The sequence below is a fragment of the Gammaproteobacteria bacterium genome (genome assembly GCA_029862005.1).
GTDB lineage: Bacteria > Pseudomonadota > Gammaproteobacteria.
In genome coordinates, this window is the sequence record JAOTYD010000002.1 from 148,528 (window position 1) to 162,491 (window position 13,964).

Consider the following 13,964-nt stretch of genomic DNA (forward strand, 5'->3'; position numbering starts at 1 on the left):
CCGCGTGCGTGTCTGCGTTCTGGCAGAATTGATTTCCACGTTCGGTTGTTACCAGGTTTCCCAGATTCCTGGTTAATATATTCCATAAAGACTTAAGGTGCAGACATTCGAATCGATCGACTATAACGAGATGATCTGATATAAATCAAGGCGCTTCCGAAGATAAGAATATAGCCTTGATCTTAAGTTTTAAACAAAATCCAGAGAGGATGTAAAAATGACAAAGACCTACCTACTAATTACGGCTGCGTTACTCAGTATCAGTTCTGCCAGCGTTACGGCCGGAGATGCCGCGGCCGGCAAGAGCAAGTCAGCAACCTGCGGAGCCTGTCACGGTCAGAATGGAATCAGCCCGAACGATATGTGGCCCAACCTGGCAGGGCAGAAAGTGGGTTATCTGGTGGCCCAGATGAAAGCATTTCGGGACGGACAACGCGCCAATCCGATGATGGCGCCAATGGCGGCACCGCTTTCTGACGCTGATATCGACGATCTCGCTGCCTATTACGCCGGCCTGGGACAGTAACAACCAGCGATCAGTAGTTCCCGACGGGGCACTCATGGGAGTGCCCTGACACCGGGTTAAATTTTTTCATCGATATCTCGTCGTTACGGGTATCATTCAAATCAAACCTTCCGACACGGGACACGTCATTCATGCATGTCCTTCTATATCGAAAATCCATACATAGAAATTCGGGATTTGACAATAATCAAGGAGTGACGGAAATACGTCCAGATATACTGGCCTCACCTTTTAATCACCAGGGTGAACGCCGTGATATCGCAGTCAACAAAACAACTGAAAATATGCCTGTCCTTGCTGCTGGCAATGTCGGTATTCGTGACTTCTTATGCCTTTGCAAAAGCAGAGGAGGAAGCAGAAACACGATATGAAGGGGCTCCATCGGGTATCGATCCATCCTTAACCGAGGACTTGATTGACTCGGAGGGGCCGCCGATGACGGTCGATGAATTCAAAGCCGCCAAGCAAGTTTACTTCGAACGCTGCGCGGGTTGTCACGGGGTACTGCGTAAAGGCGCTACCGGAAAACCGCTGACCACCGATATTACGCGAGCCCGCGGCAGTGTTTATCTCAAAACCTTTATTACCTATGGCTCACCTGCCGGTATGCCTAACTGGGGTACTTCTGGCGAAATGAGTGAAGCCGAGGTCGACTTGATGGCACGTTACCTGCAGCACGAACCGCCCCAACCACCTGAGTGGGGTATGGCGGAAATGCGCGGCAGCTGGAAACTGGTGGTAACGCCGGAAAATCGCCCCAGCAAAAAGATGAACGAGTACGACATCGATAACCTGTTTTCGGTCACCCTGCGTGATGCTGGCCAGGTGGCGCTGATCGATGGCAATAGCAAGGAAATCATTAACGTTGTTGATACCGGCTACGCGGTGCACATTTCGCGCATGTCGGCTTCCGGTCGTTACCTGTTCGTGGTCGGTCGCGATGCCAGGATCAACCTGATCGACATGTGGATGGAAAAACCCGATACCGTGGCTGAAATCAAGGTTGGAATGGAAGCACGTTCGGTCGAGACCTCGAAGTACAAGGGATTTGAAGATAAGTATGCTATTGCAGGTTCATACTGGCCACCGCAATACGTCATCATGGACGGTAACACGCTGGAACCGAAGACCATCGTCTCCACCCGCGGCATGACAACGGATACCAAGGAGTTTCATCCCGAACCTCGCGTTGCAGCGATCGTGGCTTCGCATGAACATCCCGAGTTTATCGTCAATGTCAAGGAAACCGGCAAGATCCTGCTGGTCAACTACGAGGATATCGAGAGTCTTACTGTGACCACCATTCCCGCCGCGCGTTTCCTGCATGATGGCGGCTGGGATAGCACCCATCGCTACTTCCTCACTGCAGCGAACAAGTCCGACAAGGTGGCCGTCGTCGATTCGAAAGAGCGCAAGCTTACGGCTATGATTGACGTCGACAAGATCCCGCACCCAGGCCGGGGCGCTAACTTTGTGCATGCCAAGTACGGCCCGGTCTGGGCAACGAGTGCGCTGGGTAATGACAAAATCACGCTAATCGGCACCGATCCTGTGGGTCACCCGGACAATGCGTGGAAGGTGGTCGAGGTACTCAAGGGCCAGGGTGGTGGATCGCTGTTTATCAAGACCCATCCAAAGTCCAAGCACCTGTACGTGGATACGCCGCTCAATCCCGGTGAAAAGATCAGCCAGTCAATCGCGGTTTTCAATACCGATGACCTGGACAAGGGATACAAGGTGTTACCAATCGCCGAATGGGCCGACCTGGGCGAAGGACCCAAACGCGTGGTACAGCCCGAGTACAACAAGGCTGGTGACGAGGTCTGGTTTTCGGTATGGAGTGGCAAGGAGCAGGAATCCGCGCTGGTTATCGTGGATGACAAGTCGCTGAAGCTGAAAAAGGTGATTAAAAACGATCGCCTGATCACGCCGACAGGCAAATTCAACGTGTACAATACGGTCAACGACATCTACTAGACCGGTTTCAAGGTGGGTGGGCAATCAGGATGTGCCCACCCCGCTTTACCGTCCCAGAAAATGAAAGGAACCTGTTATGGGTTGCTGCTATTGGTCATCGTAACCGTATGCTCCAGTACCAACGCCCAGACCGCCACAAACTTGTATCAACAGCATTGTGCCGCATGCCACGGCGCTGAACGCCTTGGCTTAAGCGGTCCGGCGCTATTACCCGGTAATCTCAAAAGACTCAAGCAACCACAGGCCAGGGCGGCAATTACCGAAGGACTGCCGGCAACACAAATGCCCGCCTTCGGCCAGCAATTGAGCACAACCGATATTGACGCACTGGTTGAGTACATTTATACACCACCCCTTCGCACACCCAGCTGGAATTCCGCAGCGATTCAGGCGAGTCACCGAATTCTGAATCCCGACCTGCTAAAACCCGAAGCCGCGAGCCTGCCGCCGATCTACCAGGCTGACCGTCTCAACCTGTTCCTCGTGGTGGAGGCTGGCGATCACCATGTATCGGTGCTCGACGGCGATACCTTCGAGCGCCTGCATCGTTTCAAATCGAGGCATGCACTGCACGGTGGACCCAAGTACTCCTCCGATGGTCGCCACGTTTATTTCGCATCACGGGATGGCTGGATTACCAAGTTTGATATGTACCGCCTGCAAAAAGTTGCCGAAGTACGCGCCGGTATCAATACGAGAAACGCCGCGGTCTCCGCGGATGATCGCTACGTGCTGGTCGGTAATTACTTACCACATACGCTGGTCTTGCTCGATGCACATGATTTGAGCCTGGTAAAAATTATCGCTGTAACGGATCGAAACCAGGAACTGACGTCACGCGTCAGCGCCGTTTATACCGCTGCACCGCGTGACAGTTTTATTGTCGCGCTGAAGGATTTTACCGAAGTCTGGGAAATTAGTTATCTCGACGACCCCCCACCGGTATTTAACAGCTACGTGCACGATTATCGAATGGGAGAGGGAATCGCCGAGCAGGGCCGATTTCCGGTGCGGCGAATCCAGCTGGACGATTACCTGGACGATTTCTTCTTCGACCAGAGTTACCAGCACCTGATCGGTGCATCGCGCAGTGATCGCAAGGGGCAGGTTGTAAACCTGCTGGTGGGTCGCAAGATAGCCAGTATTGAACTGGCCGGCATGCCGCATCTCGGCTCGGGCATCAGCTGGCGCTACCAGGGCCGACAGGTCATGGCCTCGCCCAACCTGCGCACCGGTACGGTGAGTATTATCGACATGGACAGCTGGGATGTTATCAAGCAGATAGATACTCTTGGACCAGGCTTTTTCATGCGCAGCCACGAGCATTCTCGCTACGCCTGGGTCGATGTGTTCTTCGGTCCCGACAGGGACGCGATTCATATAATCGACAAGCAAAGCCTGGAAATCGTCAAGACCCTGCGACCGGTGCCGGGCAAGACCTCGGCCCATGTCGAATTCACCCGAGATGGCAGGTACGCGTTGCTCAGCATCTGGGACCGGGATGGGGCCGTGATTGTCTACGACGGCGAGACGCTCGACGAAGTCAAACGTATTCCGATGAACAAGCCGGTCGGTAAATACAACGTTTACAATAAGATCACCCGCTCTGAAGGGACCAGTCACTAATCCCATGCGTTCTTCAGGCATCAAAGGTTACTCTGCGTTATGAACCTCGATGACATTGTCCCCTTTCTGCCGCATTTCCAGGCTTTGCTCAACACCGCGGCAACACTGTTGCTGGCATCGGGCTATTACTTCATCCGCAATGCAAGGCTCGGACTGCATCGAACCTGCATGGCGACCGCGCTGGTGATCTCAAGTATATTCATGATCTCCTACCTGACCTATCACGCCAAGGTTGGATATCTGCCATTCGCGGGACAAGGGCTCATTCGCCCGTTTTATTTCACACTGCTGGCTTCCCACGTCATTCTTGCCGCGGTTATCGTGCCAATGGTGTTAATCACGGTATTTTTCGCCATTAAAGGCAACTTTAGGCAACATCCGCGTATTGCCCGCTGGACCCTTCCGCTGTGGTTCTACGTGTCGGTTTCCGGTGTCGTGATCTATATTCTCGGGTTCCACGTTTACACCGGCGAAATTTAACCAGGGACTAACGATGCAATATGTCTACTACACCCTGGCGGCAATTATCCTTTATTTCTTATCCGACTGGATACTGGTCCAGATCGAGCAGAAACGTGGTAAGCAGTTTGAGCAACAACGCTCGCTCGTTTTCCTGATTATTATCATGGTGCTCGCTGTGGGTTCGTTTAAAGCGATCGAGATGTTGCTAAACCCCTAACTTTTAATGGTGATCCGTTACAGGATCCCGATACGTCAATCCAGCGCATACCGGGTTCACGTATCGGGATCTTGCAACTGTGGCGTGAATCACGGCTTGGCTTTACCCAGAAACCTGTTAGTTTAGCGAACTGCTGAATTACTGGTTTCCAAATGCCCGAACCAACTGCCTCACCCGTCAGTCGTCGCCAGGCGATCGTCGCCTTTGCGCTGGGTACACTGTTCTTCGGCTACGCGTTTGTCCAGCGCGTATCGCCCAGCGTCATGACCAGCGAGCTAATGCGAGACTTCGCCGTGGGGGGTGCAGCACTGGGTTCGCTGTCGGCATTCTACTTTTACGCCTATGCCTCGATTCAGCTACCCGTGGGTATGCTGACCGATCATTTCGGGCCACGCAAGTTGATGAGTTTCGCGGCGGCGTTATGCGCCCTCGCCTCGATCGTATTTGCATTTAGCGATTCGTTGCTAACCGCTTCCGTGGGGCGGGCACTGATCGGTGGCACCGTCGCCTTCGGTTTTGTCGGCACCCTGGCCATTGCCGGATACTGGTTCAGGCCCGCGCAGTACGCGATGCTGGCGGGTTTGTTACAGACGGTAGGTATGAGCGGAGCTATTTTCGGGCAGGCGCCATTGCGCCAGGTGGTCGAATCCCTGGGCTGGCGCGGTACGATCCTGGTGCTGGCGCTGGTAGCACTGGTAATCGCGTTATTGCTGTTCTGGCTGGTGCCGCTACGTTCGAGTGAACAAAAACAACATCGCAAGCAACACAGTGTTTTAAAAGGTTTAAAAGCGGTAACGACCAACCCGCAAACCTGGCTCTGTTCGCTGATCGGTTTCGGTATGGCCGCGACCATGCTCGCATTCGGCGGCTTGTGGGGCGTGCCCTGGCTAAACAACGTGCATGGCTATAACACCACCGAAGCCGCTGCGGTAACCTCGATGCTGTTCGTCGGTTGGGCGATATTTTCGCCCGTTTGTGGCTGGACCTCGGACCGGATGGCACGCCGCAATATGATTTTGGTGGCGGGTTCGACAATTGCCCTGGCAGCGCTTGCAGTTCTGGTTTTTTATACCCCGCGTAACACCCCGGTCCTGATGGCGCTGATCTTTATCGTCGGCGCGGCAGGTAGTTCGATGACGGTCTGCTTCGGCTCGGTCAAGGAGTTGAACGACGAAAACTACAGCAGCACCTCGCTTGGCTTGATGAACATGTGCATCGTTGGCTCAGGCGCAGTGATGCAACCACTGATCGGCGGGCTACTCGACCTCAACTGGAACGGTGAAATGCTGGCGGGTGCACGCGTTTACTCATCGAGCGCTTACACGCTGGCCTTCAGTAGTTTACTGGGGGTGAACCTGGCGGCCATCATTGCCGCATTATTTCTGCGCGAGACGCATTGTCGGCAAGTTAACTAGTTCGACAGGGCCGCGGCAGCGTTATTTTTGAGCACCCCGGATAACAAAACCCTGTCCCGATTCGAAACCCACCAGCAGGATCTGTGCGGGATCGATGCTAACCTCACGCTCGAAACGGTGATTGAAGCCCTCAATACGTACGCTGTCATTCATCTGCAGGTGTAAGCGATGAGTTCCGGCCCGAATTTTAGCGCTGTGAAACACATCAACACCGCCATCCTCGAACAAGCCGGGGGGTTGCAGCGACGCACTGTAAAACGGTTCACCGTCGAGCATGGCTTCGATCGTGACCGGCGAACGCTCGCGCGGACAATCGTCGATTTTGCGCATATTGGGCGCCAGCTGGTTCAATTCCTCCTGGCTCAGCATGCGACAGGGTTCGCGTAATTCACCGGCGTGGGCAAACGCGATCGTAATCATGGCTTCATCATTTTCGATGATACGCACCGATGGCGCACTTGCAAAATACCAGATCAACGCCATGAACACGCTGTAGTTAATTGCCTGCAGCAGGAATCGCAGTGGCTTGTTGCTTAGTTCGGCCATAAAGTCTCGCTCTCAGTCCGCCTCAACTGCAGAAATTTGATTAACCTGATTCAGCGTCCGCAAATGCCTGCGAAAGTCATCCAGATCCCGGTCGACATCACGCTTGTCAGGCTCGGCGGCACCATGCATGCGAATTCGTTCGCGTTCGGCCCTGCCCCGCAGGCTTGGTTTGCGCTCGCCGTCAAAGCGCATCCTGGTCCAGCGATTGCCGAAGCGGAAATAGCAGTCATTGTGCCGACAGCCGGTCACCATGACACCATCGGCGCCTTGCTTTAGCGCATACTCGACCAGTGTTGGTGGCAGCATGCCGCTGCAGATAAGCTTTATACCGCGGGTATCGTCACTATCCAGGCGTTTAACGTTCAATCCATGCTCGCAGCCGAAGACAATAATCTTTAGATCTGCCGTCATCGTGTCGATGGTTTCGCGGGTCAGGCGACGCATTTCGTCGACCGGTAATTGCGGCATGTCGATACCCGTCTTTAATTCGCCACGTGGCGTCCGAAACGGATTGGAAGCCGGGCAGGAGCCTGCACAAATCCCGCAGGCACCGCAAAGCGCGGGATTAACCACCACCTCGTGCTCGTAGCGAGCACCATCGGTACGTGCCTGCACTGATATCGCATCGAAGGGACAATCATCGAAGCAGAGCCCACAGCCGTTACAGTGATCGAGATCGACAACCGCTTTCGGACCGTCTTTCTTCGGCAACAGCCACGGCAACATCATCAACAACAGGGTAACACTTATCGTCAGCATCCAGACCTGTCCGGCAGGCCAGTATTCGAGTAACGGGTATACATTCAGATAAAACCAGTCGAGGTGAATTTCCCGGGGTACCATGCCCAGATTGGCGGGGGCATGGCTGACTGCCGGTGCATACAGGGACAATGCCAGCAGGGCGAGAAAGGTCCCCGCGGCAAGTCCACGCGGCGGATTGATGTTGACGTTGGAAAGGCGCTTGACATGCAGCCATAACATGAAAATTAATAGCATCGGTTGACCCAGGAGATGCAGAAACTCGATCAGGATGAAGAATCGATCGGTCATCTGACCGGAGACGAAATTTCGCGTCATCGCCCCCGAAAAAATCGGCAGGGCATCCATTAGCTGCGCCGAACCGACCGCGATATACTGCGCCATTTCATCCCAGACCAGCCAGTATCCCGTGATACCAATTGTCACTACCATCCACAGGTTGGGTATTCCGGTCACCCACGAAAACCAGCGAAATCCGCGGTAACGTCCCGATGCAAACTCCTTGAACAGGTGCAGCAGGACCGTAACAATTACCGCGTCCGAGGCATAGCGATGCAGGCTGCGCATAACGCCCGCCGCGTACCATTGGTCATGGGTCATGTATTCCACCGAGGCATGTGCCCCTTCGAGGCTGCCATGAAACGGGATGAACAGGTAAATTCCGCTAACCAGGATGACCCAGAACAGGAAGAACGACAGGGTGCCGAGGTGGTACAGCGGATTCCACTCGGTGCCGAAGGAAATGTTAAACCACGATTCGAGCGCGAGATAGACTCGCTTTAGCGGATTGATTATCACCTAATCGAATTCCCACAAAAAAGAAAACCAGATCTAAGACCTTATCCGAATGGCATTGAAGCCGATCTGATTAAAGTCAATTCGGGCAGCTGCTAGTTTCTGGGCCAACCGCGCACGACCACCGTACCGGCAACGAGAATGATCGTAGCACCGATCAACATGCCCAGAAACAATGAATAGTCGAAGTAGTAGCCGTCGCGCACCGGATCATAGGTCGTACAAAAGAGTTTTATCTTGCTGACCAGGTTGGCTAGCAGTGGTTGCTCGGGAGCCTTGCGACCGAGGACAAGTTCGATCAGCGGATCGACCAGCATCGGCGTATCGAACACCTGCCCGTAGACCTGCCGGTAAACCCGGCCCCCGGCATCGATAATGGTCGCCTGGATCAAATGATCAAAGCCATTCGAAGAGGGATAATAGAGAAACCCTAATTCCTTTGACAGGTTCTTGATCGTTTGCGGGTCGGTACTCAACAGCTTCCAGTCCTGGTCAATGACGCCCTGTTTGGCAGCAAAGTATCGCATCGCATCGGGGGTATCGATAGCGGTATCAAAACCAATCGCCACGACCGTGAAACTGTCATCGCCAAGCGCTGCCCGCGCCTTTTGTACAATCTTCGACAGGTGCCGCGTTGTCATCGGGCAAATCTGGTAGCAGCTTGTATAAACCATGCTTAGCACCAGAGGTTTACCACGTAACTGTCCGAGAGTCAGGACCTCGCCGTCGGTATCGATAAACCGGTGATCACCAACCTCGGAACCGATCGCCGCCTGGCTGGTGGCGAGTGCCTGGTCATAGTCAAAGGCCGGGGCTGTCTTCACGACGCTGTCGCCGGGCGCTGTAGATTGCGATATTGCCCAGGCGTCAGAAGGCAGCATCATATGCAGCAGAAAACTACATATCAGCAACTTGAATCGCATGCAAATCAGCCTGGCCGAAACCTAACCGAGTATCCAGACGTCGAGCACGGCGCCGACAAGCAACGTTACCAGCTGCACCAGCGATGCGAAGAAACTCTTCATCGCGACGCGCGGGGACGGATCCCTGAGCATGAGCCAGTTGTGGTAAATGAAATAGCCGCCGCCACCGGCCGCCGCCAGCAGGTAAATCCAGTTCATGCCATAGAAAAACGGCAAGACTGCAATGGCAACCAGCATCAACGTATTGACTAACACCACTTCGGCGCAACGACGATTGCCGATTATGACGGGTAGCATGGGTACCCCGGTGCGGGCGTAATCCTTGTTTTTCGCAATCGCGAGACTCCAGAAATGCGAAGGTGTCCACAAGAACAAAACCAGCGCGAGCATAATCGGCACCGGCCCTATATTTGGATCTACCGCGGCCGCGCCCGCGAGCACTGCAAAGCTGCCCGATGCACCCCCGATGACGATGTTGGTCCAGGAACGCCGTTTCAGCCAGACGGTGTAAACGATTGCGTAGAAAAACGCGCCGAGAAAAATATAAAATGCTGCCGTCAGGTTCAACACCAGCGCAGCGGAGCCAACACCGACGACGAGCAATAGCAGGATAATCGCAAGCCACATGGGGCCTCTACGGAAGTACCCGGTGACGAAAGGCCGGTTGCGGGTACGTGGTACCCGGCGATCGAGATCGACCTCGAAATACTGGTTGAAGGCGCCCGCGCTACCGGCGGAGACCAGTATCGCAAACGCGAGTACCAGCATCTCGAGCGCACCGGGTTGCGAACCCGGCGTTATCACCATCGCCACCAGCGCGGTCAGCACCATAACCACGCCAATCCTGAACTTGAGAAGGTTCGAAACCTGGCTGAAAAAAACATTCCAGGCCAGCCCTGGCTGTTCCCGCGAACCGGTTTCACTATCACGCGGGGCGATTCCATTTGCCCCTAATGAGTTCAGCATCGCCATTAGCTAAGCGGCCAGACCGAGGCCAGGTAATCCCAGTTAATAAAGTAATAGACGACGAAACAAACCAGCAGCGCCATTGCCAGCGCAAAGGTACCCGGCGCTTCGAAACCGGCGGAACCGTGTTCTTCTACCGCGAGTTTGGGCGCCATCGGTAAACGCTCAGGCTGGGTGACGTTGTAGACCGAAGCCGCCAACGGTACGCCAAACCCCTGGAACAGGCCGGCAGACGCGTCGAGCTTTTTACCAAACAGCAGTGATCCAACGGTTACCACCAGGTACATCGCCCCACCGAGTACGCCGAGCACGCCGCCGATACCGGCCACCGCCATCATCGTGTAAGCAGTTCCCGGATACTCAAAGCCCAGCATGGCACCGGTAAAATCCATGTCCCAGTGACGTCTCGAAACACCCAGGGTTCCAGCACCCAGCATGAACAGGATCATCAGGGTCATGCCGGCCGAGAATACGTAGGGTTGCCACTTCGCAACCCAGGGCAGGAATAGCGCGCGCCTGAACAACACTGGAATCAGCAGGTAGGTCAATGCCATGAAGGTCAGCGTGGTACCCACGGCAACGGTCGCATGGAAATGTGCCGGCACGTAGATGGTGTTATGGATGATGATATTGATCTGCTCGGTACCCATAACCACACCGGTAATACCACCGAGAAAGCCAAAGATCACCAGCGCAAAGAAAAAGCCTGAGAACACCGGGTTACCCCAAGGTGCCTTGCGCAACCATTCGAACATGCCCTTGGTGAGGCCCTTGGCCCGTTGCGCAACTTCCATCGATCCCGGAACCGTGAGGCCATGGATCATGCTCGCCAACACCGCCAGGTACATCGCGTAGCTGGTATTGAAAACCTTCCATTCGGAACTGATCCCCGGGTCTACCAGGATATGATGCGCGCTCGCCAACTGCAGGAACAGGATGTAAAGCAGGAATGCGGTGCGACTGACTTTCTCTGACATCGGGCGGGCGTTAAACAACACACCGACAATCAGGTACCACACCGAGACATGTGCCGCGACGTTAATTTGTTGCGATGAATGTCCCAGGCCCCACCAGATGACACGGTACATTGCCGCATCGATGTGACCGATGTAACCGATCGACCATAAGAAGGTAGGCACCAGGATTATCGCACCCGAGGCTATTGTGAAAATCGCGATAATACAGGCGGTCAGGGCGCCGAATGTTACCAGTGGAATCGAACCCTCGTAAGTACGATCATCTTTCGCGATCACCAGCGTACCCAGAAACACGAAGCAGCCGATCAGTGCGCCGACCGCAAACAGGATCAGGCCGAGATAAAAATGAGGTTCAGCCTGCATCGGCGCGTAGGACGTCATCATCACGCTCGAATTACCCTGTAACACCGCGATGTTATTCATGACCATACCGATGATCATCAGCGCAAATCCCGCCCAGGCCCAGCGCGGCGCTGCCAGGCGAGTGCGTAACAGCGTCGACGAGGCAAAGTACAGAATCGCCATTTCAAAGAAGATAATCCAGAAAATCAGCGCGTTGATGCCATGCCCCGTCAGCGCCTGGTAAAACACATCGGCCGGCAGTAAATGAACCTCCTGCCAGCGGGTCAAAACAACTCCTAACCCCAGGATGCCCGCGATGAGCAATGAAACAGCACCGGCAACCGCGTTTGCCTTCATCAGGCTCTCGGCGGACTTGTCAAAATAGAATCCCGAATCCGGGCAGACTCTGAACTGTGCCATTTTAATTCTCCCTCACAAAGATTTTACCGAGCATCAGGTGATGCCCGATGCCGCAGAACTCGTTGCACACCACCGTGAACTCGCCTGCCTGGTCAGGAGCTACCGTTATCACCGTTTCATAGCCGGGAAGAATCTGCAGGTTGATATTGACCGGTTGCAGCGAAAATCCATGATTCCAGTCCATCGATGACAGGTGCAGGCGATAACTCTGGTCTTTTTCGAGCTCGAGAATCGGATACCATTGCCACAGCCTGCCGAGCATGTAAACATCACTACCGGCCGGCGGTTTTACAATCGGTATCCCGGCTTGTTCGCCGACCTTGTATTGCGCGACCATTTCATCGACTCTCGACTGAAATCGTTGCGGGGTAGTCTGGTAGGCTTCATTGGAAAGGTTCTGTTTTCCGTAGATATGCCAGTAGGGCATCATCAGGAACATAATCAGGCACCAGACCAGCGCAATTCCAATCCAGATAACTTCCTGTTTACCAACCGGCGTGCTCCACCAGTTACGTTCCGATGGGGGTAAGAATGAGCTCATTATGAAGTTCTCCTCAAGGTTGTTACGGTGCTACTGGAATAGTGGCGATTTCCATAATGCCCCACAGGATGTAAAACACGGTCGGCATCACAATCCCCAGGAACAGCAACAGGAAAGGGTTTTCAAGTACTCGCTGGAAAAAGGGAATGTGCTCGGGTTTGGGTAGATCGGCATCTTCTGACATGGCTAACCTCGGTTTATTTAGTTAAGCCTCGAAGATCACTACTCGCAGCCACTCATTCGCACCCGCCCAGGTAACGAAATGAACTGACAACCAGCCCACGATTAGTGACAGTTTCGGCAAATGTCAGATTACTCAAGCGATGGCAAAAATGATTTGATAAAAGTCAAATTGAAAAACCGGCAATCCCCCACCCCGGCTCGACAAACAGGGATTTGAGGTTTGACTTTCATCAATTAGCAATAACAATGGTCGTGATAGCTTGACGCATCTGAATAGTGAATGAACATTATGGAGCCTGTTGATGGCATTGATTGAATGGCGTGAAGATTATTGCACCGGGATTAAAGGAGTCGACTACGAGCACGAACAACTCATTCGTCAGATCAATGCCGTGCACGCGTTAATCACGGATCAGGCTGACAAGAGCCTGGTAATCGACAGCCTGGGTGAAATCTATGGCAGCATCTCGGCCCACTTTGCACTCGAAGAACAAATGATGCAAAGGCATCACTACGACCACTATCTCGAGCACAAGGCCGATCATGAGCGCCTGCTGGATGATATTCGTGACATTACCGAGGAATTTGAGAAGTCAGCCAGGATGGATGAACCCAAATTCAAACAGAAACTGGCAGACTGGTTCCAGCTGCATTTCAAAACCCACGATTCCCGATTACACAATCTTGCCGGAATGAAGTCGCATGACCCGGTCAGCCAATCAACCCTGAAAACCCTGATTCAAAATGCAAAAGACAGACTATTGCAACGCCGGGTTCAACAGTATTAAAAGCATTCTGTTTAGCCTGTTGCTCACCGCCATTGCGCTCCCCGGCCCAGTTTGGTCGGCACAACAAGCGGAACTCAGGGAAAACCTTTCCGGATTCTATTCCCGGGATGGCAACAACGGCAGCCCCGCCAGGGCGGCCGGCAATAATATCTATATCAAGTTTTTTAAAGATCGCTGGCTGGGATTGCTGTTCATCCCCTATCCCTATGCGATCGAGGTCGATGCACCGGTCATCTCGAAAGTTTTCGATGCGGCACGGAAACAGACCTCGAGCGCTGCTTACATGAGAGGTAAATACGGACTTTTATCCGAAGCCGCGACGATTCAGATCGAGCGTTACGGATATCTTGAGGATCGCATCGTTTTCGAATGCGGTTCCCTGTCACCCTGCACCATAAAACTGGGTCGTGATTTTCTCGAACTGATCAAACCGGGCGTTATCAACGAGCACATCATCAGGTACAACCATGTTGCTGCCCCCTGATCCAGAAACTGCCATTA

General features: G+C 53.7%; 15 protein-coding genes. 8 read left to right on the forward strand and 7 right to left on the reverse strand.

Annotated features, from left to right (window positions below; all coding sequences use genetic code 11):
* Positions 1 to 217: 217 nt before the first annotated feature.
* The 6 genes from OES20_02320 (at position 218) to OES20_02345 (ending at position 6,223) form a co-directional block, all read left to right on the forward strand.
* Positions 218 to 526 (forward strand): cytochrome c, encoded by a 309-nt coding sequence (locus OES20_02320; protein MDH3633517.1) that lies wholly within the window; start codon positions 218 to 220, stop codon positions 524 to 526.
* Positions 527 to 832: 306 nt separating this feature from the next.
* Positions 833 to 2,503 (forward strand): nitrite reductase, encoded by a 1,671-nt coding sequence (locus tag OES20_02325; GenBank protein MDH3633518.1) that lies wholly within the window; start codon positions 833 to 835, stop codon positions 2,501 to 2,503.
* A gap of 60 nt (positions 2,504 to 2,563) precedes the next feature.
* A complete protein-coding gene (locus OES20_02330) occupies positions 2,564 to 4,129 on the forward strand; it encodes a nitrite reductase (GenBank protein ID MDH3633519.1) in 1,566 nt (521 codons plus the stop codon).
* 39 nt (positions 4,130 to 4,168) lie between these two features.
* A complete protein-coding gene (locus OES20_02335; GenBank protein ID MDH3633520.1) occupies positions 4,169 to 4,609 on the forward strand; it encodes a DUF420 domain-containing protein in 441 nt (146 codons plus the stop codon).
* 13 nt (positions 4,610 to 4,622) lie between these two features.
* The gene (locus OES20_02340) at positions 4,623 to 4,808 is read left to right on the forward strand and encodes a hypothetical protein (protein ID MDH3633521.1); all 186 of its coding nucleotides are present in this window, start codon (positions 4,623 to 4,625) and stop codon (positions 4,806 to 4,808) included.
* A gap of 152 nt (positions 4,809 to 4,960) precedes the next feature.
* Positions 4,961 to 6,223, forward strand: a complete 1,263-nt coding sequence (locus OES20_02345; protein MDH3633522.1) for an MFS transporter — start codon at positions 4,961 to 4,963, stop codon at positions 6,221 to 6,223.
* Positions 6,224 to 6,244: 21 nt separating this feature from the next.
* Here OES20_02345 and OES20_02350 read toward each other — a convergent pair whose 3' ends face one another.
* From OES20_02350 to OES20_02380, 7 genes are all read right to left on the reverse strand, one after another.
* A complete protein-coding gene (locus tag OES20_02350) occupies positions 6,245 to 6,769 on the reverse strand; it encodes a hypothetical protein (GenBank protein MDH3633523.1) in 525 nt (174 codons plus the stop codon).
* A gap of 12 nt (positions 6,770 to 6,781) precedes the next feature.
* A complete protein-coding gene (locus OES20_02355) occupies positions 6,782 to 8,326 on the reverse strand; it encodes a hydrogenase iron-sulfur subunit (GenBank protein MDH3633524.1) in 1,545 nt (514 codons plus the stop codon).
* 92 nt (positions 8,327 to 8,418) lie between these two features.
* Positions 8,419 to 9,246: an SCO family protein gene (locus OES20_02360; protein ID MDH3633525.1), complete on the reverse strand. Its 828-nt coding sequence runs from the start codon at positions 9,244 to 9,246 to the stop codon at positions 8,419 to 8,421.
* Positions 9,247 to 9,267: 21 nt separating this feature from the next.
* Complete coding sequence (gene cyoE, locus OES20_02365) at positions 9,268 to 10,212, reverse strand: heme o synthase (GenBank protein MDH3633526.1); 945 nt, start codon at positions 10,210 to 10,212, stop codon at positions 9,268 to 9,270.
* Positions 10,213 to 10,217: 5 nt separating this feature from the next.
* Positions 10,218 to 11,951: a cbb3-type cytochrome c oxidase subunit I gene (locus OES20_02370; protein MDH3633527.1), complete on the reverse strand. Its 1,734-nt coding sequence runs from the start codon at positions 11,949 to 11,951 to the stop codon at positions 10,218 to 10,220.
* 1 nt (position 11,952) lies between these two features.
* Positions 11,953 to 12,492 (reverse strand): cytochrome C oxidase subunit II, encoded by a 540-nt coding sequence (locus OES20_02375; GenBank protein ID MDH3633528.1) that lies wholly within the window; start codon positions 12,490 to 12,492, stop codon positions 11,953 to 11,955.
* A 22-nt stretch (positions 12,493 to 12,514) separates the two neighbouring features.
* Entirely contained in the window at positions 12,515 to 12,676 is a 162-nt protein-coding gene (locus tag OES20_02380; protein ID MDH3633529.1) for a hypothetical protein, read from the reverse strand.
* Between the two features lie 301 nt (positions 12,677 to 12,977).
* Between OES20_02380 and OES20_02385 the strand changes: the two genes are divergently transcribed.
* Together OES20_02385 and OES20_02390 are read left to right on the forward strand one after the other, a co-directional pair.
* Positions 12,978 to 13,463, forward strand: a complete 486-nt coding sequence (locus tag OES20_02385) for a hemerythrin family protein (protein ID MDH3633530.1) — start codon at positions 12,978 to 12,980, stop codon at positions 13,461 to 13,463.
* On the forward strand, positions 13,420 to 13,947 hold the full coding sequence (locus OES20_02390) for a hypothetical protein (protein MDH3633531.1): 528 nt from the start codon (positions 13,420 to 13,422) through the stop codon (positions 13,945 to 13,947). The genes OES20_02385 and OES20_02390 overlap by 44 nt, the downstream gene beginning before the upstream one ends.
* The last annotated feature ends 17 nt before the right edge of the window (positions 13,948 to 13,964 follow it).

Excerpts from the sequence above, each read along its gene's own strand:
- OES20_02375 (MDH3633528.1), bottom strand. The coding sequence starts at position 12,492 with ATGAGCTCATTCTTACCCCCATCGGAACGTAACTGGTGGAGCACGCCG.
- OES20_02385 (MDH3633530.1), top strand. The coding sequence starts at position 12,978 with ATGGCATTGATTGAATGGCGTGAAGATTATTGCACCGGGATTAAAGGA.
- OES20_02335 (MDH3633520.1), top strand. The coding sequence starts at position 4,169 with ATGAACCTCGATGACATTGTCCCCTTTCTGCCGCATTTCCAGGCTTTG.
- OES20_02360 (MDH3633525.1), bottom strand. The coding sequence starts at position 9,246 with ATGCGATTCAAGTTGCTGATATGTAGTTTTCTGCTGCATATGATGCTG.
- OES20_02350 (MDH3633523.1), bottom strand. The coding sequence starts at position 6,769 with ATGGCCGAACTAAGCAACAAGCCACTGCGATTCCTGCTGCAGGCAATT.
- OES20_02330 (MDH3633519.1), top strand. The coding sequence starts at position 2,564 with ATGAAAGGAACCTGTTATGGGTTGCTGCTATTGGTCATCGTAACCGTA.
- OES20_02325 (MDH3633518.1), top strand. The coding sequence starts at position 833 with ATGTCGGTATTCGTGACTTCTTATGCCTTTGCAAAAGCAGAGGAGGAA.
- OES20_02380 (MDH3633529.1), bottom strand. The coding sequence starts at position 12,676 with ATGTCAGAAGATGCCGATCTACCCAAACCCGAGCACATTCCCTTTTTC.
- OES20_02390 (MDH3633531.1), top strand. The coding sequence starts at position 13,420 with ATGCAAAAGACAGACTATTGCAACGCCGGGTTCAACAGTATTAAAAGC.
- OES20_02340 (MDH3633521.1), top strand. The coding sequence starts at position 4,623 with ATGCAATATGTCTACTACACCCTGGCGGCAATTATCCTTTATTTCTTA.
- OES20_02320 (MDH3633517.1), top strand. The coding sequence starts at position 218 with ATGACAAAGACCTACCTACTAATTACGGCTGCGTTACTCAGTATCAGT.
- cyoE (MDH3633526.1), bottom strand. The coding sequence starts at position 10,212 with ATGCTGAACTCATTAGGGGCAAATGGAATCGCCCCGCGTGATAGTGAA.
- OES20_02370 (MDH3633527.1), bottom strand. The coding sequence starts at position 11,951 with ATGGCACAGTTCAGAGTCTGCCCGGATTCGGGATTCTATTTTGACAAG.
- OES20_02345 (MDH3633522.1), top strand. The coding sequence starts at position 4,961 with ATGCCCGAACCAACTGCCTCACCCGTCAGTCGTCGCCAGGCGATCGTC.